18 protein-coding genes are annotated in these 19,610 nt (G+C 74.5%); 12 read left to right on the top strand and 6 right to left on the bottom strand.

Annotation, left to right across the window (positions count from 1 at the left end; all coding sequences use genetic code 11):
* Positions 1-42: 42 nt before the first annotated feature.
* The gene (locus ACH4PY_RS01410; RefSeq protein ID WP_398174496.1) at positions 43-2,154 is read right to left on the bottom strand and encodes a restriction endonuclease; all 2,112 of its coding nucleotides are present in this window, start codon (positions 2,152-2,154) and stop codon (positions 43-45) included.
* A gap of 292 nt (positions 2,155-2,446) precedes the next feature.
* Between ACH4PY_RS01410 and ACH4PY_RS01405 the strand changes: the two genes are divergently transcribed.
* Both ACH4PY_RS01405 and ACH4PY_RS01400 read left to right on the top strand, forming a co-directional pair.
* Positions 2,447-3,121: a hypothetical protein gene (locus ACH4PY_RS01405; RefSeq protein WP_398174493.1), complete on the top strand. Its 675-nt coding sequence runs from the start codon at positions 2,447-2,449 to the stop codon at positions 3,119-3,121.
* Between the two features lie 240 nt (positions 3,122-3,361).
* The gene (locus tag ACH4PY_RS01400) at positions 3,362-4,012 is read left to right on the top strand and encodes an NAD(P)-dependent oxidoreductase (RefSeq protein ID WP_398174490.1); all 651 of its coding nucleotides are present in this window, start codon (positions 3,362-3,364) and stop codon (positions 4,010-4,012) included.
* Here ACH4PY_RS01400 and ACH4PY_RS01395 read toward each other — a convergent pair.
* The gene (locus ACH4PY_RS01395) at positions 3,996-4,154 is read right to left on the bottom strand and encodes a hypothetical protein (protein WP_398174487.1); all 159 of its coding nucleotides are present in this window, start codon (positions 4,152-4,154) and stop codon (positions 3,996-3,998) included. The two genes, ACH4PY_RS01400 and ACH4PY_RS01395, sit on opposite strands and share 17 nt — an antisense overlap.
* A gap of 211 nt (positions 4,155-4,365) precedes the next feature.
* On the opposite strand from ACH4PY_RS01395, the gene ACH4PY_RS01390 reads away from it, so the two are divergent.
* Positions 4,366-4,773 (top strand): hypothetical protein, encoded by a 408-nt coding sequence (locus tag ACH4PY_RS01390; protein ID WP_398174484.1) that lies wholly within the window; start codon positions 4,366-4,368, stop codon positions 4,771-4,773.
* 133 nt (positions 4,774-4,906) lie between these two features.
* On the opposite strand, the gene ACH4PY_RS01385 is transcribed toward ACH4PY_RS01390, so the two are convergent.
* Complete coding sequence (locus ACH4PY_RS01385) at positions 4,907-5,935, bottom strand: alcohol dehydrogenase (RefSeq protein WP_398174481.1); 1,029 nt, start codon at positions 5,933-5,935, stop codon at positions 4,907-4,909.
* 336 nt (positions 5,936-6,271) lie between these two features.
* On the opposite strand from ACH4PY_RS01385, the gene ACH4PY_RS01380 reads away from it, so the two are divergent.
* The 6 genes from ACH4PY_RS01380 (at position 6,272) to ACH4PY_RS01355 (ending at position 13,486) form a co-directional block, all read left to right on the top strand.
* A complete protein-coding gene (locus ACH4PY_RS01380) occupies positions 6,272-9,421 on the top strand; it encodes a glycoside hydrolase family 2 TIM barrel-domain containing protein (RefSeq protein ID WP_398174478.1) in 3,150 nt (1,049 codons plus the stop codon).
* Between the two features lie 114 nt (positions 9,422-9,535).
* Positions 9,536-9,928 carry a nuclear transport factor 2 family protein gene (locus tag ACH4PY_RS01375; RefSeq protein WP_398174475.1) on the top strand — a complete coding sequence of 131 codons (393 nt, stop codon included), beginning with the start codon at positions 9,536-9,538 and terminating at the stop codon, positions 9,926-9,928.
* A gap of 211 nt (positions 9,929-10,139) precedes the next feature.
* On the top strand, positions 10,140-10,802 hold the full coding sequence (locus ACH4PY_RS01370) for a hypothetical protein (protein WP_398174472.1): 663 nt from the start codon (positions 10,140-10,142) through the stop codon (positions 10,800-10,802).
* Positions 10,803-10,905: 103 nt separating this feature from the next.
* Positions 10,906-11,853, top strand: a complete 948-nt coding sequence (locus ACH4PY_RS01365; protein WP_398174469.1) for a DUF4232 domain-containing protein — start codon at positions 10,906-10,908, stop codon at positions 11,851-11,853.
* Between the two features lie 60 nt (positions 11,854-11,913).
* Entirely contained in the window at positions 11,914-12,468 is a 555-nt protein-coding gene (locus tag ACH4PY_RS01360) for a Uma2 family endonuclease (protein WP_398174466.1), read from the top strand.
* A gap of 103 nt (positions 12,469-12,571) precedes the next feature.
* A complete protein-coding gene (locus ACH4PY_RS01355; protein ID WP_398174463.1) occupies positions 12,572-13,486 on the top strand; it encodes a hypothetical protein in 915 nt (304 codons plus the stop codon).
* A 30-nt stretch (positions 13,487-13,516) separates the two neighbouring features.
* On the opposite strand, the gene ACH4PY_RS01350 is transcribed toward ACH4PY_RS01355, so the two are convergent.
* Entirely contained in the window at positions 13,517-14,098 is a 582-nt protein-coding gene (locus ACH4PY_RS01350) for a DUF4396 domain-containing protein (RefSeq protein WP_398174460.1), read from the bottom strand.
* Between the two features lie 485 nt (positions 14,099-14,583).
* On the opposite strand from ACH4PY_RS01350, the gene ACH4PY_RS01345 reads away from it, so the two are divergent.
* A complete protein-coding gene (locus tag ACH4PY_RS01345; protein WP_398174457.1) occupies positions 14,584-16,293 on the top strand; it encodes a cellulose binding domain-containing protein in 1,710 nt (569 codons plus the stop codon).
* A 103-nt stretch (positions 16,294-16,396) separates the two neighbouring features.
* Here the strand turns inward: ACH4PY_RS01345 and ACH4PY_RS01340 are convergent, their stop codons facing one another.
* A complete protein-coding gene (locus ACH4PY_RS01340; RefSeq protein ID WP_398174454.1) occupies positions 16,397-17,011 on the bottom strand; it encodes a histidine phosphatase family protein in 615 nt (204 codons plus the stop codon).
* 89 nt (positions 17,012-17,100) lie between these two features.
* Here ACH4PY_RS01340 and ACH4PY_RS01335 point away from each other — a divergent pair, with 89 nt between their 5' ends.
* A complete protein-coding gene (locus ACH4PY_RS01335; RefSeq protein WP_398174451.1) occupies positions 17,101-17,538 on the top strand; it encodes a glutaredoxin domain-containing protein in 438 nt (145 codons plus the stop codon).
* Between the two features lie 7 nt (positions 17,539-17,545).
* Here ACH4PY_RS01335 and ACH4PY_RS01330 read toward each other — a convergent pair whose 3' ends face one another.
* On the bottom strand, positions 17,546-18,472 hold the full coding sequence (locus ACH4PY_RS01330; protein WP_398174448.1) for an AraC family transcriptional regulator: 927 nt from the start codon (positions 18,470-18,472) through the stop codon (positions 17,546-17,548).
* Positions 18,473-18,627: 155 nt separating this feature from the next.
* On the opposite strand from ACH4PY_RS01330, the gene ACH4PY_RS01325 reads away from it, so the two are divergent.
* Positions 18,628-19,563 (top strand): NAD-dependent epimerase/dehydratase family protein, encoded by a 936-nt coding sequence (locus ACH4PY_RS01325; protein ID WP_398174445.1) that lies wholly within the window; start codon positions 18,628-18,630, stop codon positions 19,561-19,563.
* Positions 19,564-19,610 lie beyond the last annotated feature (47 nt).

The following is a 19,610-nucleotide window of genomic DNA, read 5'->3' as shown; positions in this document are numbered from 1 at the left end:
GTGTGTGCACGTCAGAGGCGTGCGGGGCGTGCGGCGCCGGGACTACTCCGTGTCGATGCCGTAGTCGTGGATGAGGGCCTCCAGACCGCCCGGGTAGCCCTTGCCGCCGGGCACGAAGTCCCAGTCGCCGGACGCGCGGCGGCGGAAGGAGCCGAGGACGAGCGCGGTCTCGCCGGGGCGGCCCTCCGACACCGCGAGCGAGCCGAGGTCGGCGCGGGCGGCGTCCAGCAGCCGCAGCGTCGCGGACGTGAAGGCGGTCAGGTCGGTGTGCGCGGTCACCGCGGTCGGGTCGAGCGCGGCGGCCAGCACGAGCCGGTCGGCGCGGGCGGGCAGCGCGTCGAAGGCGACCCGCAGCGCGGCCCGGTCGGGCGGCGGCGCGGGGATCGCGCGGACCGTGCCGTCGGGCGTGCGGGGGTTGTTGTAGAAGACGAAGTGCTCGTCGCTGAGCGCGGTGGTGCCCGCGCACACCAGCGCGCACACGTCCAGCGGCACGTCCCCGGTCCAGCTCAGGGCCAGCACGTTGTGGTCGTCGGCGGGTTCGTCGTCGTCCTGCGGCGGTACGGGGGCGGCCGTCGGCGACGGGCCGAGGCGGCCGCGCAGGCCGTGCGCGTGCAGCAGCTCCACCAGCTGTTCGCCGGAGACGAGTTCGAGCGGCTTGCCGTGCGCGAAGGTGTGCGCGGTCGGGCCGAAACGCGACGTCGTCACCAGCACGCCCTTGTTGGCGCCCGCGTGCTGCACGGTGCCGAACAGGTCGCGGACGGCGGTGGGCGGGACGGTGTGCCGGTAGCGCTTGACCTGCACCACGATCGAACCGCCGGTGATCGGCGCCGGGTCGAGGGCGTCCACGTCCACCCCGCCGTCGCCGGAGCGCACGGTCGTGACGGCCTGCATGCCCATCGCCCGGAACAGCTCGGCGACGAGCTGTTCGAAGACGAGCGGATCCATCGTGAAGAGGTCGGGCTCGTTGTCCCCGCCGTGCGTCACGACCGCGGAGCCGCCCGCCGCGCCGCCCACGTCCTCCGGCAGCCTGCCCGGACGTATCGCCGCCAACTGGTCCGGTCGCGCGGACAGTTGGCCGCCCAGCGCCTCCACCAGGCAGTCCGCGGCGCTGACCCGCGCGAGGTCCAGTCGCTCGAAGTCGCCGCGGGTGGCGGTGACGGACGCGAGCTGGAGCTGCGAACGGCGGCCGGTCACCGGGTCGTGGCCGTCCACGTAACCGGTGAGCGCCACCGACTCCAGGGCGCCCGGCTCGTCCGCCGCGAACAGGTCGCGCAGTGCGAGCAGCACGCACTGCGCGAGCAGGTCGCGGTAGAGCGCGCGGCGCTGGGTCGCCGGGCGGGGCGTCTCCTTGAGCCGGTCGGCGGTCGGCATGTAGCGCACCGACTTCGTCTCCGGCACCACGTCGTACGCCGGGAGCTGCCACGTCAGCACGAGCTGCCGCTGCGCCGGGTCGTACGCGGCGCTCACCGAGCGCGGCAGATCCTCCGGCCAGGCGGTGGAGGCGTAGAGGGCGGCGGAGAAGAACTCGACGACGGCCTGCGGGTCGCCGCCGCGCAACGCGGCCACGGAGGCGGCCACTTCGGTGTTGTGGCGGCGTATCGCGGCCAGCGCGGTGGCCGCCCACTCGTCGTACTGCCGCCGGTAGGCGGCGAGTTGGGTCTGCCGCTGCTGCTCCGCGTGCTGGGCCGCGCGCAGGTCGTGCGCGTAGCGCGCCTGCGCCTCGTCCTCCGCGCGGCGCCGGGCGCCCCGGCCCCACGCGGCGTTCTGCGGCGGGCGGTAGCGCGCCGGGTCGGGCATCGGCACGGGCCGCCCGAGCGGACCCGGGTCGAACGGCTGCAACCGCTCGGAGCGCGCCAGGCCCCCCGTCCCGAAGGCGGGCGCCCGGCACCCCGCCGCGAGCAGACCCTCCAGCGCGGCCACCCGCTGGTCGAGTTCGTCGGTCAGCCGCTGCGCCTCGGCCTCCTGGCCCTGCCGGTAGGCCGCCTGCCGCTCCCGGTCCCGCCGGGCCACCTCCCGCTCGTACGCCCGCTGCTGCTGCGCCCGCTGCCGCTGGGCCTGCGCCTGGGCGCGCACCTGGGCCTCCTGCTGGCGCTGCTGGCGCCGCTGCGCCTCGGCCCACGCGGCCAGCGGACCACTGGCGGAGCGACGACTCATACGGTGACTGCCCTCCCCGAACCCCGCCCGCCCGCGGCCCCCCACGGGCTCGCCCCCGGGCCGGCGGCACGTTTGTCCGATTCTAGGGGTGCCCCGCGCCGACTGCCCACGCCCCTGCCCATGCCCCTGCGGCGCCGCACCCGGCCCGCACCCGACCTGTACCCGGCTGCATGCCGCGCTGTCGTACCCCCGTGATCTGATGGGGCAACAGATCCGGCCGCGACCGGCGGACGGAGCTTCCGTCCGACGTGCCCGGCGACCGGCCGCGGCCGCACGATCCGAGGAACCGCGCATGAGCCACCCGCAAGCCCCCGCCGACCACGCCACCGCCCAGGGCCCCCTGCGCGACGTGTATCTGCGGCTGGTCGCCGAGGAGTCGATACCCCAGGAGGCGCGCGGGCAGTTCGGCTACCTGCGCCCGCTGGCCACCGACCTGCTGGCCGGCATTGCCCTCGACACCCCCGACACCGTCCGCGTCCTCGACGACAGCGACGTGGCCCGCGTCCCGTGGGACACCCTGGTCGCCGCCGCCCGCGCCAACCTGCTGGCCTCGCCCGTCGACTACGACACCGTCGACCTGCCCGGCGGCGCCGTCCTGCACCTGCTCGGCCACCCGGAGTCGGTGTTCGCGGCCAGCAAGGTGCTCGTGTTCGAGGAGGCGGTACGGGCCGCGGGCGGCCCCGCGCTCCCGGCGGAGGGCGTGCTGCTGGTCGTCCCGAACCGGCACAACCTGGTCTTCCACCCGCTCGCCGACCGGCACGTCGCGGAGGCCGTCAACTCCCTGGCGCAGTTCGGCCAGGGCGCCTACGAGGACGGGCCCGGACGGCTGTCCCCCCGGGTGTTCTGGTGGCGCGCGGGCACCCTGACGTCGATCACGCACTTCGACCCGGCGAGCCGCATGTCGAGCATCGTTCCGCCCGACGAGCTGATGGCGATCATGCGGCGCCTGGCCGGGGCCACCGGCTGACCCGGTCCGGCACCCGGTTGCGGGACCGGACCCTGACCGTGACCCGGCCCGCGGATCCCGCGCGGATCCCGTCGGGCGCGTGGTCCCGGCGGGCGGCCCGCCGTGCCGCGGCCGTCTGCGAGTAACCCGCGGGCGGTGTGCGCCGATCGGGTCGCGTCGGCGGGGGCGGCGAACGGCGGGCCGCGGGTGTGGTGAGGTGGCGGGAACGGCTGAACGACCACCTCGGAGCGGGAGCACCACGTGTCCAAGATCGCGCTGTACGGCGCCACCGGAACCATCGGAACGCGCGTCCTGGCGGAGGCGCTGCGGCGCGGCCACCAGGTCACGGCCGTCGTCCGCGACCCGGCGAGGCTCACGCTCGCGGACCCCGACCTCGCCGTGGTCGTCGGGGACGTGCTGGACCCGGGGTCGGTCACCGAGGCGGGCCGCGGGCAGGACGTCGTGATCAGCGCGGTCGGCGGCGGCGACGGGCCGGGGCACCTGGCCCTCATCGAGCCGAGCGTCGAGTCGCTGGTCGCGGGGCTGCGCGCGCTCGGGGCCGACGCGCCGCGGGCGATCGTCGTCGGCGGCGCCGGATCGCTGCGCACACCGGACGGCACGCGGGTGTGGGACGCCGAGGGGCTGCCCGAGTTCCTGCTCCAGATCATGCACGCGCACGGCGACGCCCTGGACCACCTCCGCACGGTCGACGACGTGCGCTGGACCAACCTCAGCCCCGCCGCGACGATCGAGCCCGGCGAGCGTACCGGCACGTACCGCATCGCGCTGGACGACCTGGTCGTCGGCGCGGACGGCCGCAGCCGGATCTCCACCGAGGACTACGCCGTCGCCGTCCTCGACGAGGTCGAGCACCCGCGGCACATCGGGGAGCGCTTCACCGTCGGCTACTGAGGCCCGCGTCCGCGTCCGCGCTCGCGCTCGCGCCCGCGTCCGCGTCCGTGGCCGCGGAGGGGCCCGGCTCCTCCGCGCGCCCGACGACGGTGTTCTCCGGGTCGCGGACGTACGCCGGCAGGAAGGCGCGCTCGCACCGCACGATCCCGCAGATGAGTTCGGCGCCGCCCGCGCGCAGCCGTCCCCGGCACCGTAGCGCCGCACCACCCGCCGGTTCCGGCGGGTTTCACCGCCCGCCCGGTGCTGAAAGCGCCGTGCGACCGGTGTGAAACCCGCCCGGCGGAAGCTCTGTTCCACGAGGAAGCGCGGGGCCCGCAAGGGGGCCCCGGCCCCGGCCGAAGGAGCAGACCACCATGGCACTCACCCTCTCCGCCCAGGACGAGCAGACCCTCCGCACCGCCGCCTACGGCGCCGTCAGCCTCATGGCCGCCGCGGGCGCGACCGGCAAGCCGCACAAGGCCGCCACCCACGGTTCGATCGCGCTCGCCTCGGCGACCGGCGAGGTCGGCCACGTCCTCGCCGCCAAGTCGAAGATCGGCGACCTCGGCGGCCGGTCCGTCGCGGAGATGGCCGACCGCGTGCTGCCCGCGCTGACCGCGACCATGAGCCTGCTGAAGAAGCAGGACGCGCAGGAGGCGGCCGGCTTCCGCGGCACCGTCCTCACCGCGGTCGAGGCCGCCTCGCTCGCCCAGAAGGGCGCGTTGGCCCCGGTCATGGCGGACATGACCCGCAAGATCACCGCCGCGCTCGACGCCGCCTGACGGTGCCGGGGGCGCAGCCCGGCCGCCGTCCGCCGCCGCCCGCGCGAGCGGACCCGCGCGCACCGCCCGCGAACCCGTCGCCGGATCCCGGCGGCGGGTTCGCGTCCGTACCCGGACGGGCGGGGCGGGCGGATCAGCCCTCGTGCGGGAGCAGCACCATGCGGAAGCGGGCCTTGCCCGAGAGCATCCGGCGGTAGGCGGCGTCGGCGTCGGCCAGCGGGGCCGTCTCGATCATCGGGGTGATGCCGTGCAGCGCGCTGAACGCCATCGTGTCCTCGACGTCCTGCGAGGTGCCGGACGGGTGGCCGCGAACGACCCTGGCCTGCATGATCAGTTGGAGCGGGGCGATACCGAGCGGCTCGGTGGTCGCGCCGATGACGACCAGTTCGCCGCGCGGGCCGAGCCCGTCCACGGTGGAGGCGATCGCCTCGGAGTTGCCGACGGTGGCCAGCACCACCTTCGCGCCGCCCAGCTCCCGCAGGGCGCCCGCGGCGGGGGTGGCGGCGCTGTCGATGTAGTGGTGGGCGCCCAGTTGCTTGGCGAACTCCGCCTTCTCGGGCCCGCGTGCGATGGCGACCGTCTCGAAGCCCATCGCGGCGGCGTACCGCACACCGAGGTGGCCGAGCCCGCCGATGCCGAGGACGGCGACCAGGTCGCCGGGGCGGGCGGCGCTGCGCCGCAGCCCGTTGAAGGTCGTCACGCCCGCGCACCCCAGCGGGGCCGCGTCGGCGGACGACAGGCCGTCGGGGATCCGGGCGAGCGCGTCGGCGGGCGCGACGACGGATTCGCCGAAGCCGCCCTCGTACGCCCAGCCGGGCACCTTGAGGTTCTCGCACACGATGAAGTCGCCCTGGCGGCAGGCCGTGCAGTGGCCGCAGGACCCGCCGAACCACCCCACGGCGACCCGGTCCCCGGCGGTGAAGCCGCGTTCGGCGACCCCCTCGCCCAGTTCCGCGATCCGCCCGGCGATCTCGTGTCCGGGCACGAGCGGGTAGGACAGACCCGGATACCCGCCCTCCACGAACCCGGCGTCGCTGTGGCAGATCCCGCACGCCTCGACGGTGATCCGCACATGCCCCGGTCCCGGCGGCGGCGCCTCGCGCTCGGCGATCGCCAACGCCCCGCCTGCGGCGGGCACTTGGGCAACGCGATAGGTGGCCATGCGTTCCTCCGCGGATTCTCCCGGCGAGCAGTCCTCCCCCCATGAGAGCACGCCCGGCCCGGCCCCGCGCGACGACCCGCGCACGGGCGGCGGGGCTCACGGGCTGTTCACGGGTGACGCACAGGCTGCGGTGATGCCCGGCGGAGGGCGCCCGGGCGGGGAGGGGCGAGGGCGTGCGGCCGGGGAGGGAAGGTCGCGCACGGCTCTTGACCGGCGCGGGAGCTGGGCTGCAAGAATCCGTGGCGGGTTGATCGATTCTGTTTGGTGCTGATCAATTCTGGTGGATGTGGCATGCCCGCATCCGCTGCCCGTACGCCTGCCCGAGGAGTGGTCACAGTGCCGGTAAACCGCAGGTCGTTCCTGGTCACCGGAGCCGCGGGGGCCGCCGTTCCGGCGCTTCCCGGGCTCGTCGCACACGCGCAGGCGAGCACTCCCGGCCGGGGGAGCGGCGCCCCGGGGCGTGCGGCCGCGTTCGATCCGGCCTCCCGCAGCCTCGACCTGTCCGACGGGTGGCGCTTCGCGCTCGCCGACCTGGACGGTGCCGACGACCCCGCGGGCGCGTACGCGGGGGCCGCCGAGCCCGGCTACGACGACTCCCGGTGGCGGGCGGTCGCCGTCCCGCACGACTGGAGCATCGAGCTGACGCCGACGACCGAGCACAACACCTCGGGCGGCACCGGCTTCCTGCCCGGCGGGCTCGGCTGGTACCGCAGGACGTTCACGCTGCCGAAGGACCTCGCCGGGCGGCGGATCTCCGTCGAGTTCGACGGCGTTTACATGGACAGCTCCGTCTACGTCAACGGCACGCTCGCGGGCAGCCACCCGTACGGCTACACCGGCTTCGCCTTCGACGTCACCGGACTGCTGCACACCGACGGCCGCACACCCAACGTGCTCGCCGTGCGGGTGCGCAACCAGCTCCCCAGCAGCCGCTGGTACTCCGGCAGCGGCATCTACCGGCACGCCCGTCTCGTCGTGACCGACCCCGTGCACATCGCCCGCCAGGGCACGTACGTGACGACGCCGGGTCTCGCCGAGGCGCTCGCCGCCGGGAAGCCCGCGACGGTACGGGCCGAGGTCACCGCCGTCAACGAGTCCGGCGCGGCCCGTACCGCGACCGTCGTGGCCACCGTCCGCGACCCGGACGGCCGCGCGGTGGCGACCGCGAGCACCCCGCTCGACCTGCCCGGCGCCGAACCGGTCATCGCAGAGGTGGAGTTGGCGGTCAGGGCGCCGCGGCTGTGGTCCTTCGACACCCCGCACCGCTACACGCTGGAGGCCGAACTGCGCCTGGACGGGCGGGCGGTGGACGCGCTGCCCGCCGTCTTCGGCTTCCGGCACGTCACCCTCGACCCCGACCAGGGGCTGAGCCTCAACGGCAGCTACGCCAAGATCCAGGGCGTCGACCTGCACCACGACCAGGGCGCGCTGGGCTCCGCGGTCAACCGGGACGCGCTGCTGCGCCAGATGACCCTCATGAAGTCGATGGGCGTCAACGCCTACCGCACCTCGCACAACCCGCCCTCGCCGGAGATGATCGACATCTGCGAGGAACTGGGCATCATCATGATGGTCGAGGCCTTCGACTGCTGGCACACGGGCAAGAACACCTACGACTACCACCGCTTCTTCGACACCGACAGCTCCGCCGACATCGCGGAGATGGTGCGCGCGGCCCGCAACTCGCCCGCCGTCGTCATGTGGTCCATCGGCAACGAGATCCCCGACTCCACCAGCACCGCCGGGCTCGACATGGCCCAGCGCCTCATCGACGTCGTGCGCTCCCTCGACCCGACCCGGCCCGTCGTCATCGGCTCCGACAAGTACCGTGGCCTGCCCGCGGTCGGCTCGGCCGCCGACCTCATGCTGGCCAAGCTCGACGGCCTCGGCCTCAACTACAACACCGCGGCTTCCGTGGACGCCCTGCACGCCCGCTACCCGCACCTGTTCCTCTTCGAGTCCGAGTCCTCCTCCGAGACCGCGACCCGCGGCACCTACCAGGAGCCCGGCCACCTCAACACCGGCGAGAACTACACGCCGGGCAGACGCGCCACGTCCTCGTACGACAACAACCTCGCCTCGTGGACGATCAGCGGCGAGTACGGGCTCAAGAAGGACCGCGACCGGCGGTTCTTCGCCGGGCAGTTCCTGTGGGCGGGCATGGACTACATCGGCGAGCCCACGCCCTACTCCGTCTTCCCGGTCAAGGCGTCCTTCTTCGGCGCGGTCGACACCGCGGGCTTCCCCAAGGACATGTACCACCTCTTCCGCAGCCAGTGGTCGCGCGAACCGATGGTGCACCTGGTGCCGATGGACTGGACCGACCACGCGGCGGGCGAGACGGTCGAGGTGTGGGCGTACTCCAACGCCGACACCGTCGAGCTGTTCCTCGACGGCCGGTCGCTGGGCGTGCGGCGCTTCGACACCAAGAAGACGGCGGACGGGCGCACCTACCTGGAGACGACCGAGGCGACCGGCGACGACCGCACGGTCACCGGCGGCCCCTACCCCGGCAGCTACACCAGCCCCAACGGCAGCGCGGGCAAGCTGCACCTGACGTGGCAGGTGCCCTTCGCAGCGGGCGAGTTGAAGGCGGTCGCCCGGCGCGGCGGCCGTACCGTCGCCACCGACGTCCTGCGGACGGCGGGCCCGGCGCACTCCGTACGGCTCACCGCCGACCGCAAGTCCCTGCCCGGGGACGGGCGTTCGCTGGTCTACGTCACCGCCGAGGTGATCGACGCCCGGGGCGTCGTCGTGCCCGGCGCCGAGGACCTGCTGACCTTCGCCGTGACCGGCGGCTCGCTCGCCGGACTCGACAACGGCCGCCAGGAGAGCGCCGAGCGCTACCAGGCCACCACCCGCACCGCCTTCCACGGCAAGGCGCTCGCGATCGTCCGCGCCGGTACGAAGGCGGGCCGCCTCACCGTCACCGCGAGCGCGCCCGGCCTGCGCGCCGGCACCGTCGCCGTCCACCTCGACCACGCCGCCGACGTCGTGACGACCCCGCCCGCCCGGCTCGCCCCCGGCCCCGTCGCTTCCCCCGACTACCCGCTGGCGGACGCCAGTTACTCCGGCGCCGCCACCACGCTGCCCGCCGCGATGCTCGACGGCGATCCGGCCACCGGATGGTCCAACGCCTTCCGCAAGGCCGCGACCGCCCTGCTCCCCGTCTTCAGTGGCGCCCGCGCCGCCGACTGGGTGTCCGTGACATGGGCCGAGCCGCGCGACATCGCCTCGGTCGCCGTCACCTTCACGATCGACGCCACGCACTCCCTCCCGGCGCGGGTCACCGTCTCCGCCTGGGACGGCGACCGCTTCGTGCCCGTCGCCGCGCCGTCCGTGACCTGGGCGACCGCGTCCGGCGAACCCACGACCGTGAGTTTCACCCCCGTCCACACCGCCCGCCTGCGCCTCGACCTCACCTCCGCCGCACCGGACACGGCGGACGGCGCCCAGCGCATCACCGAGCTGACCGTCACCGGCTGAGCCCCCCGTTCCCCGCCGCGCGCCCGGGTCGTGGGGGCCCGGGCGCGCGGGCGGACCCAGCGGGCGGACTAGCGTGGTGCCCGTAACGGCTCTACGGGTGGGAGGACTTCGGTGATGACCGAGACGACCGGGGCAGCGCCCGAAACGGAGCTGCGGGAGGCCGAACGGCGCCTCCAGACGGCGGTCCTGGCGGGCGACGCCGACGCGCTGGACGCCCTGCTCGACGACCGCGCCCGCTACACCGGCCCCGACGGCGGCGTCCTCACCAAGGCCGACGACCTGGCCGCCCACCGCTCCCGCACCCTCGTCGTCGAGGCCTTCGACCAGGAGGAGCTGACCGTCACCGTCGCGGACACCACCGGCGTCACGTACGTGCTCGCCGCCCTGCGCGGCACCGCAGCCGGCGAGCCCTTCGCGGCCCGGCTGCGGTACACCAGGACATGGGTGCGCGGGTCGGACGGCTGGCGGGTGCTGGCCGCGCACGCGGGTGTGGCGCAGGGCGGTTGAGTCCCGCCGCACACCGGCTCGCCCCGGGCGGGCCCGGCCGCGTACACCGTTGTGGTGCAGGGCGGTCGGGGGCGGACCGTGATCGTTGGCGCCGGGCGGGGGCGTGAGTAGGCTGACGGCTTGTCGGCGCCACATGGGCCCCGCTGTCCCCGCCGGTCCCGTACCGGCTCCGCGCCGGGGGCGGTGAGCGGCCGGAACGGGGGGAACGCGCATGGTGCTCGGACTGCTGCGGGGCGGTGCCGCCCGGCGTACGGCGAGGGCGGTGGCCGTGGTTCTGCTCGTCGCGGGCGGTGCGGCCGCCTGCGGATCGGACTCCTCCGGCCCCCCCGGCTCCTCCCGTGACGGCGCGGCGGGAAGCGCGCCGCCCTCGATGGCGCGCGACGCGCCCTCCGCCGCGGCCACCTCGTCCGTCCCGGCCGACCCGTCCGCGAGCGCCCCCGGCGACGCGGGCTGCACGGAACCGGCGGAGACCGCCGAGGAGACGCGGGTGCGCACGCTGCTCGCCGACGCCGAGTCCCAGCGGGGCAAGGCCGTCACCGCCGTCACCCGCCCCGGCAAGCCCTTCCTCTACACACCCCGCCCGGCCAAGGGCGACCCCGGCGCGGGCACGGTCACCGACTCCGCCCCCGGTGTCGGCGAGGTCTACCCCGGCGAGCTGACCCCCGCCCAACTCGACCGCGTCGCCGCCGCGGTGACCCTCGACGGCACCGTACGGCCGACGTGCCTGCGGGTGCAGGAGTGGGAGATCGACCCCGCCGACAACGACGGGCAGTTCCGGTTCACCTTCACCGTGTCCACGACGACCGGCACGTCCCGCACGGGCACGGCGGACGGCACCTCCGGGGCGATCGACGAACTGTCCTGGCGGTCGTGAGGCGGAGGTGCCGGGGGCGCGGGCGGCATCGGTGACAGGACCGTTGCAGTAAATGTGAGCCCCGCCACAGGGGTTGGGGGCCGTGCGCCGGTTGGGTGGGACGATGCGAACCCCCCTGACCCCGGCCGTGCTCGCCGCCGGCCTGTTGCTGCTGCTCGCGGGCTGCGGCACCCAGAAGGCGACGACCCCGGGCGCCCGCACCGCCACCCTCTGCGTGGTCCCCGACCCGGTGAAGGACACGGCGGCCGGGCGGGGCGTGCGGATCACGGGTGTGACGGGCGGCGGCACACCGGAGTGCCACGGTTCCTCGCGCACGCTCCAGGTGCACTACGAGGTCGCCAACGACGGCCCGCAGGCCCGTACGTACACGGTCGGCGTCGAACTGCGCAACGCCGCCGGGCAGGTGCTGGACACCGTGCAGGCCACGGTGCCGGACGTCGCCGCGGGCGCGAAGGTCCAGGCGACGGTCGACGGCGCGAGCTTCGGCACGGACGCCGCCACCGAGGTCACCCGGGTCCGCCTGGCGCAGGTCCGCGACGTCCCCGCGGCCGAGGCCCCCGCCGCGTCCGGCCCCTGCCCCGCCTCCGGCGTCCGCGTGACCGCCGACCGCGGCGACGCGGCGATGGGCCTGCGCGTCGTCGGCCTGCACCTCACCAACTGCTCCGGCAAGCCCTACGTCCTCGATGGCTACCCCGCCGTCACCCCCCTGGACGAGGACTGGAAGGTCCCCGCCACCGTCGCCGTCCTGCACGGCACCGGCGGCATCACCGTCCTCCCCGACTTCGACGCCCCGCCCCGCCGCATCACCCTCGCCCCGGGCCAGACCGCCCACTCCGGCCTGGTCTGGCGCAACACCGTCACGAACGGCACCACCGTGGCGGCCCCCTACGTCCGCGTCGTCGCCCGCCCCGGCACACCCCCGGTCACGCTGACCCCCGAACTCGACCTCGGCACGACCGGCAAGCTCGGCGTCCAGCCCTGGACGAAGGACCCGAAGCCCTACTCCCCGCCCCCCTCGACCGCCGCCCGCCCGAGCACCCGGGAGAGCTGAGCGGGCGCCGGGGCCGAGCCGGTCGCCGCATCCTGGCTGCACACGGGAAGGAGCCGTCCAGTGAGCGTCGACGCGATCGTGCACACCGAGTTCCCCGAGGGGTACACGGTTCTGTTCGGGGCCGGCGGAAAGGTGATCATGGCTCCGCAGAGCTTCGAGCACTCCGAGACGATCAAGATGCTGCAGTACAGCACGATCATGTCGCTCGGCCTCTTTGCGAAGACTCCCTCCGGCGTCTACATCGACTTTCCCGCTGACGAATACTCCGCCCCCGACCTGGCGATCCTCCGCGAGGGAGCCCGCCGGGAGGGCAAGCGCTTCAGCTTCGAGGACGTCCTGCTGATCTCGGAAGTCGTCTCGATGTCGTCGGCGCGCAAGGACTACGACGACTGCACCGCCAAGTACGGCCGCTACGGCATCCCCGTCTACATGGTCGTCGACCCCTACGCCGAGGAGGTCGTCCTGCATACCCAGCCGACCTCCACGGGCTACATCGCGGCGCACACCCACAAGTACGGCACGGGCGAAGTCCCCATCGACCTGGGGGACGGCCGCACCTTCGTTCTCGACCTCGACCTCCTTGCACGTCAGGCGTCCGAGTCCAAGAACCACTGAGCCGCCGCCTCACCCGTACGGGCGAATCCTGTCGGTCGCGGAACCCCCGGGGGGTATCGTGGCGGGCGGTTGATCGGGTTTCGCGGCGAGGGGCGTTTCGGCGATGGCGTACGGCGGCAGGCGGCAGCGGGCGGGCGCGATGCGGGTGGCGGCTCTCGTCGTCGTCCTCGGGGTGGGCCTCGGCGCCTGCGGCTCCGGGGCCGGGGGCGGCTCGTCCGTGCCGGGGACGCACCACCACGCGATGCCCTCCGCGTCGATGCCCGCCGGCATGCCCGGCATGCCCGGCATGGACGGGACGGCGGACGGCGGCGGGCTCTCCGACGCCTCCGGCGGCTACCGCATGACGTCGGCCACCGCCGAGGGCATGCCCGGCATGGCGATGCTCTACCGCTTCACCATCACCGGCCCGGAGGGGCGCGCCGTCACGAGCTTCGCCGTCGAGCAGACGAAGCGGCTGCACTTCTACGCGATCCGCTCCGACCTCACCGGCTTCCAGCACCTGCACCCCGCGATGGCCGCCGACGGCACCTGGACGGCCGCGCTGCCCGCCCTCGCGCCCGGCGCCTGGCGGCTGTTCGCGACCTTCACGCCGTCCGCGGGCGAGCAGGGCCTCGTCCTGAGCCGTACGCTCACCGTCCCCGGCACCGTGCACGCCACGCCCCTGCCGAGGCCCGCGGCGAGCGCGGAGGCCGACGGCTACACCGTCAGCGTCCGGGCCGACCTCACCGCCGGGAAGGCAGGGCCGCTCACGGTGGCCGTGGCCAGGGGCGGGGCGCCGGTCACCGACCTGGAGCCGTACCTGGGGACGTACGCGCATCTGACCGCCTTCCACGCCGGGGACCAGGCCCTCGCGCATCTGCACCCGGAGTCCGCCGTACCGGCGGGCGGCGGCAAGGGCGGGCCCGAGCTGGCCTTCCACGCCGAGCTGCCCGAGCCGGGCGAGTGGCGGCTCTTCCTGCAGTTCCGGGCGGGGGGCGCGCTGCACACGGCGGCGCTCACCCTGCACGTGGCCGGGTGAGCGCCGTACCGCCGGGCGGAGCGGGCCGGGTCAGTGGAAGGCGTGGACGACGGCGTGGCCCTTGCCGCGGCCGATCATCCAGCGGTTCACGGGCGTCGTGAGGAGGAAGGCGGCGACCAGCGAGAAGGCCAGTGAGCCCCAGAACAGGGCGTCGCCGAGCCCGGCGGCGAGGGCGCCGGGCACCCCCACCATGACGGTGTTGTCGATGATCTCCATGACGGCGATCGAGACGGTGTCGGCGGCCAGCGCGATCTTCACCGCCTGCCGCACGGGCACCTGCGCGCGCAGGACGCCGCGCATGGTCAGCGCGTAGCCGAAGACGAAGGCGAGGGCGATCGAGATCACGACGGTGGGGCCGTTGGACAGGCCCGCCGCGGTGGCGATCACCATGCCGAGGACCTCGCCGATGGCGCAGCCGGTGAGGCAGTGGAGGGTCGCCTGCGCGGCCGTACGCCACGTCGTGCGGCTCCAGCCGCCGCCGTGCCCGCCGTGTCCAGCGTGTCCGCCGTGCCCCGCGTGGGCGTCGTGCGCCGTGTGGTCCGCGGGGGCGTCATGGACGGGGTGCCCGGGGTGGCCGTCGTGTCCTGCGTGGCCGTGGCCGGAGTGGTCCATGCCTGGCTCCTTCGCGAGCGTGCGGATCAGGTGTGCGCCGACGTCAACGGTATACCCCCCAGGGGTATTCCGCACTCCTGGGATCACCCCGTCCGCCGCGTTCTGACGCTCGCAACATTCGGAAAGCTTGCCGACACGTGGCCGGAAGTCGCCCTTGGAGAGAATCCCCAGGTCAAAGTGATATCGGTGGCCGATTCCCGCCGCTCGGGCCGCCCGTTCCGAGCGCGTACCCACCGGTAGATGTGCGAAAACAGACAACCTCAAGCCCCCACGTTCGGCATATTGTCAGCCTCCCGCGCGGTACCTAACAATGGGAGCGCTCCCAAGATCGGCCTGGCCTCGGCGCCGATGCCGGCGCTCCTGGAGCGCCCCTGCGGCGCACTCCCCCCACCACCCGGCGGCCGCGCGCCGCCCAGCCCAGGAGGTCCCCCATGCGCTTGTCCCGTTCCCGGTTCCGGCGGTTCCGGCCCAGAGCGTGGGCGGTCGTGACGTTCGCGGCCGTCGCGGGCCTGACGAGTGCCGCGCTCGCCGTCCCGCAGGCGGGTGCCGCGCCCGCCCCGCAGACGGCCGCGGCCGCACCGGCCGCGCTCACCGCGTCCGTCGAGGACGACGGCGCCGACTGCGCGGTGGGGTCGAACAACCCGGCGTCCACCTCCCAGCTCCCCGACCCCTTCACCCGCTTCGACGGCACGCGCGTCAGCACGGTCGGCGACTGGCGCTGCCGCCGCGAGGAGATCAAGCGGCGCGCCGAGGCGACCGTCTACGGCACCAAGCCCGGCAAGCCCGCGAGCGTCACCGGCACGGTGTCCGCGACCAGCATCACCGTCAACGTCTCCGACCAGGGCAAGAGCGCGAGCTTCTCGGCGAGCGTGAGCCTGCCGAGCGGCACCGGCCCCTTCCCCGCGGTCATCGTGCTCGGCGGCCTGGGCGCCGACACCGCGACGATCAAGGCGTCCGGCGCCGCCGTCATCAACTACGACCCGACCGCCGTCGGCAAGGAGGGCACCCCGCGCAGCAGCAAGCAGGGCGCCTTCTACTCGATCTACGGCTCCACCAGCAGCACGGGCCTGCTGATGGCCTGGTCGTGGGGCGTGAGCCGGATCGTCGACGTCATCCAGCAGTCCGGCGGCACCGTCCTCAAGGCCGACGCCACGGGCGTCACCGGCTGCTCGCGCTACGGCAAGGGCGCGTTCGTGGCGGGCGCGTTCGACCAGCGCATCGCGCTGACGATGCCGATCGAGTCCGGGTCGGGCGGCACGGACGTCTTCCGCAGCATCCCGTCCGACAGCGGCGCGCAGCCGCTGGACAGCGCGTACACCGAACAGCCGTGGCTCGGCGACGCGTTCGGCTCGTACACCTCCAACCCCAACGCGCTGCCCGTCGACACCCACGAGATCGTCGGCATGATCGCCCCGCGCGGCGCGTTCATCATGGAGAACCCGCACGTGGACTGGCTCGGCGCGAAGTCCGGCAGCCTGGCCGCGCTCGGCGGCGCGGAGGTCTACAAGGCCCTCGGCGCGGGCAGCAACATCTCCTACTGGTCGGACGTCGCGGACGGCACGCACTGCGCGGTGCGCCCGGAGTGGAAGGCACCCCTTCAGGCGAGCATCCAGAAGTTCCTGCTGGGCACGGGCAGCGCGCCCGCCGTCTTCCGCGTCTCGTCCCTGAAGTCCGCGAACCTGTCCCAGTGGCGTACGTGGACGACCCCGACCCTGAGCGGCGACGCGTCGGGCGGTACGACGACGGGCACGAGCACGGGTACGTCGACGGGTACGACGTCCGGCACGTCGTCCGGGACCTCGACCGGCACGTCCACCGGGACCTCGACCGGCACTTCGACGGGTACGAGCACGGGCACGTCCACCGGTACGACCGGCTCGACCACCGGCGGCACCGGCTCCGGCTGCTCGGCGACGTACAAGACGGTGAACTCGTGGGCGGGCGGCTACCAGTCCGAGGTGACGGTGACGAACACCGGTACGTCGGCGATCTCCGGCTGGAAGACCGCCTTCACCCTCCCCTCCGGTACGTCGATCACCCAGGTCTGGAACGGCACCAACACCGGTACGAGCGGCGCGGTCACGGTGACCAACGCGTCCTACAACGGCGCCCTCGGCGCGGGCGCGAGCACCACGTACGGCTTCACGGGCAACGGCACGGCCCCCACCCCGACCGTCAGCTGCACCACCGGCTGACCCGGCGCCTCCGCCCCGCCCCGGCTCCCCCCGGCGGCGGGGCGGACGGCGTGGTCCGGGTCGCGGCGGACATCGAAGGCCGACAGCACCGCGACGACCGGCCCTAGACGCGCACGCCGGGGGAGAAGCCCGTCCAGCGCAGGTCCGGGGGCAGGTGGGTCATGTCGTTCTGGACCAGCAGTGAGGTCGGGCGGCCGGGGGCGTAACGGAGCACCGTCAGGCTCGCGTTGCCGTGGTTGAGGCCCAACCAGCGCCAGGCGGGGGCGTCGAGGGCGTGGCGGACGAGCCAGCCGACGAGGAAGTTGTGCGTCACGACCACCTCGTGGACGTCGGCCTCTCCCTCGGTGGGGCCGGTGAAGCGTCCGATCGCCTCCTTCGCGAGCCGCTCCCCGTAGGCGCGCTCCTCGTCGGTGACACCGGCGAGGAAGCTCAGCAGGAAGTCGGCGCATTCCGTGGGGAGTTCGTCGCGGCGCGGCACGTACGGCACGTAGTCCCCGGCGACCTCGCACGCGTGCAGCCGGACTCCGTCCAGGTGTGCGCCGACGGCCTCCGCGGTCTCCCGCGCGCGTGTCAGCGGGCCGTGCCGGACGGCGGACACCGGATACCCGGCCAACCGTTCGCCGAGCAGGTGGGCTTGGCGCCGTCCGCGCTCCGACAGCCGGGTCTCGTCGGGCACCGCCTCCGCGTGCCGCACGAGATACAGGTACCTGGTGCCCATCGTGTCCACCTCTCTCCCCTCTGGAAGCGACGCCTCCGTGCGGCCCGGGGGTTCCCGTACCGGCCGGTGGCGGGAGTAGCGTGCCGGGCATGATGCGCGTGTGGGGGTTGGCGGTCGTGCTGTTCGTCGTCGGCGGGTGTGCGGGCGGGGCGCTGCTCGCCCGGGGGGACTACGCGGGCGGGGGCGCCTTCGTCGGCGGGTTCCTGGTGATGGGCGTGGTGAACTCGCCGGTGGTCTTCCCGCGGTCGGTGACGGCCGCGGAGGCGGGGCGGCGCAGTGCGGAGGACGGGCGGCCGGTCGTGTACTGGCGGCCGGGGTGTGCGTACTGCCTGCGGTTGCGCGGCCGGTTGGGCTGGCGGGCGCGCCGGGCGTACTGGGTGAACATCTGGCGGGATCCGGCGGGAGCCGCGGCCGTGCGGGAGGTCAACGACGGGAACGAGACGGTGCCGACCGTCGTCGTCGGCGGGCGCGCGCACACCAATCCCGACCCGGCCTGGGTGCGGGGCCAGTTGGCCGGTCCGGCGTGATGCGCGCCTAAACCCGCTGGGCGGCGCGGCGGTACTGCCCCGGCGCCTGGCCGTATTCGCGTCTGAAGGCCTTCGCGAAGGCGAACTCCGAGGTGTAGCCGGTCTGTCCGGCGATGACGCGCAGGGGCGCGTCGCCCTCGCGCAGCAGTCTGGCGGCGGTCGTCATCCGCCACCAGGTGAGGTAGGCCAGGGGCGGTCGGCCCGCGAGGGCGGCGAAGCGCTGGGCGAAGGTGGCCCGGGACATTCCGGCGAGGGCCGCCAACCGCTCGACGGTCCACGGGCGTTCGGGGTGGGCGTGGACGGCGTGCAGGGCCGCCGACAGGGCGGGGTCGTTGAGGATCGCCGCCCAGCCGGTGGTGGTGGGGGCCGTCGCCTGCTCGTCGAGCCAGGCCCGCAGGACGAACAGCAGCAGCATGTCGACGAGCGAGGTCAGGATCGCGCTGGTGCCGGCCTGCGGGGTGGCCAGTTCGCGGCCGAGGAGTTCGACGGTGGCGCGCAGCGAGGTGTGCCGGCCGACCTCGGAGGGGAGCCGGACGATGTCGGGCAGCTCGCCGAGCAGCGGATGGGTCCGTTCGCGGTCGAAGTAGTAGGCGGCGCACAGCATCGTGGTCGTGGCGCCCGCGCCGTCGATGCGTAGCTGGTCGAGCGGGGCGTCGCCGTCGCCGGGGCCCGGCCGGAAGTCCACCACCGGGCTGCCGGGGTGGTCGGCCAGGGCGTAGCCGGTCGCGCGCGGGAGGAAGACGACGTCGCCGACGCCGAGCGCCTGCGGTTCGCCGCCGGTGGGCATCAGCCAGCAGGAACCCCGCAGGATGACATGGCAGCCCGCTCCGTCGCCGGGCGGGAAGCCCACTCCCCACGGGGCGCGGGCCAGGGTGCGCGCCGCGTGGGGCCGGCCGCCGCGCATGGCGGCGAGCACATCGCTGAGCACGTCCATTGAAGGCACCTTAGCCCTAGCCGTCGCGCGCTGCGTCAGACGCTCGGACATGGATCCCGGCGCATCAGCCATGGTTCGTCCCCGAGGACCGTCCGTACGGTGATTTTCCGGGCGGCCGACCCGCCGCCCGCGAACCGACGAACGTGGAGATCACCTTGTCCTTGCATGTCGTGGTGGGCGCGGGCCCCACCGGAAGTGCCGTGGCGCGCCTGCTGGCCGGATCCGGGGAGCGGGTGCGGGTGGTGTCGCGGCGCGGCGCCGGGCCGGACCACCCGGACATCGAACGGGTGGCGGCCGACGCCACGGACGTCGAGGCCCTGGTGGCGGCGGCGAAGGGCGCGAGCGTGCTGTTCAACTGCGCGATGCCGCCGTACGACCGGTGGCCCGCCGAATGGCCGCCGCTGGCCGCGGCGTTGCTGTCGGCCGCGGAACGGACGGGTGCGGCGTACGTCATGCTCGGCAACACGTACGGCTACGGGGCGGTGGACGGCCCCCTCACCGAGGATCTGCCCATGGCGGCGACGACCGTCAAGGGCCGGGTCCGCGCGCGGATGTGGGCGGACGCGCTGGCCGCGCACGAGGCGGGCCGGGTCCGCGTCACCGAGGTCCGCGCCACCGAATACCTCGGGGCGGGCGCCGCCTCGCTCTACACCCTGCTGGTGGTGCCCGTGGTGCTGGCCGGGCAGCCGGTGACCTACCCCGGCGACCTCGACGCCCCGCACAGCTGGAGCCACACCGGGGACGTGGCCCGCACACTCGTCGCCGCCGGGCGCCACGAGGGGGCGTTCGGCCGGGCCTGGCACGTGCCGTCCACCTCCGACCTGCCGGCCCGGCTGCTGACCGCGCGGCTCGCCGAGATCGCCGGGGCGCCGGCACCGGTGCTGGACGTCATGCCGCAGGAGGAGCTGCGGCGGCTGGGCCGGGCCGACCCGGTCATGGCGGAGATCCCCGAGATGCGCTACCTCTACCAGCAGCCGCACATCCTGGACGCCACCAGGACGGTACGGGAACTCGGCCTCGGGCCCGCCACCCCGCTCGACGACGTCCTCGCCGAGACCGTCGCGTCGGGTACGGCACCGGCTTCCGCGTAGGGCGTCGCGCCGGCCTCCGCCGCTCCGGCTCCCTCCGAGCCGGGGCC

This window comes from Streptomyces sp. NPDC021224, assembly GCF_044332905.1.
Classification (GTDB): domain Bacteria; phylum Actinomycetota; class Actinomycetes; order Streptomycetales; family Streptomycetaceae; genus Actinacidiphila.
The sequence above is the reverse complement of the archived record's forward strand: the minus strand, read 5'-3'. Positions and strand labels throughout refer to the sequence as shown.

What these genes read in the sequence shown, in the direction of transcription:
- ACH4PY_RS01410 (WP_398174496.1), bottom strand. Translation starts at nt 2,154, where the DNA reads ATGAGTCGTCGCTCCGCCAGTGGTCCGCTGGCCGCGTGGGCCGAGGCG.
- ACH4PY_RS01405 (WP_398174493.1), top strand. Translation starts at nt 2,447, where the DNA reads ATGAGCCACCCGCAAGCCCCCGCCGACCACGCCACCGCCCAGGGCCCC.
- ACH4PY_RS01390 (WP_398174484.1), top strand. Translation starts at nt 4,366, where the DNA reads ATGGCACTCACCCTCTCCGCCCAGGACGAGCAGACCCTCCGCACCGCC.
- ACH4PY_RS01385 (WP_398174481.1), bottom strand. Translation starts at nt 5,935, where the DNA reads ATGGCCACCTATCGCGTTGCCCAAGTGCCCGCCGCAGGCGGGGCGTTG.
- ACH4PY_RS01375 (WP_398174475.1), top strand. Translation starts at nt 9,536, where the DNA reads ATGACCGAGACGACCGGGGCAGCGCCCGAAACGGAGCTGCGGGAGGCC.
- ACH4PY_RS01370 (WP_398174472.1), top strand. Translation starts at nt 10,140, where the DNA reads ATGGTGCTCGGACTGCTGCGGGGCGGTGCCGCCCGGCGTACGGCGAGG.
- ACH4PY_RS01365 (WP_398174469.1), top strand. Translation starts at nt 10,906, where the DNA reads ATGCGAACCCCCCTGACCCCGGCCGTGCTCGCCGCCGGCCTGTTGCTG.
- ACH4PY_RS01355 (WP_398174463.1), top strand. Translation starts at nt 12,572, where the DNA reads ATGGCGTACGGCGGCAGGCGGCAGCGGGCGGGCGCGATGCGGGTGGCG.
- ACH4PY_RS01350 (WP_398174460.1), bottom strand. Translation starts at nt 14,098, where the DNA reads ATGGACCACTCCGGCCACGGCCACGCAGGACACGACGGCCACCCCGGG.
- ACH4PY_RS01340 (WP_398174454.1), bottom strand. Translation starts at nt 17,011, where the DNA reads ATGGGCACCAGGTACCTGTATCTCGTGCGGCACGCGGAGGCGGTGCCC.
- ACH4PY_RS01335 (WP_398174451.1), top strand. Translation starts at nt 17,101, where the DNA reads ATGATGCGCGTGTGGGGGTTGGCGGTCGTGCTGTTCGTCGTCGGCGGG.
- ACH4PY_RS01330 (WP_398174448.1), bottom strand. Translation starts at nt 18,472, where the DNA reads ATGGACGTGCTCAGCGATGTGCTCGCCGCCATGCGCGGCGGCCGGCCC.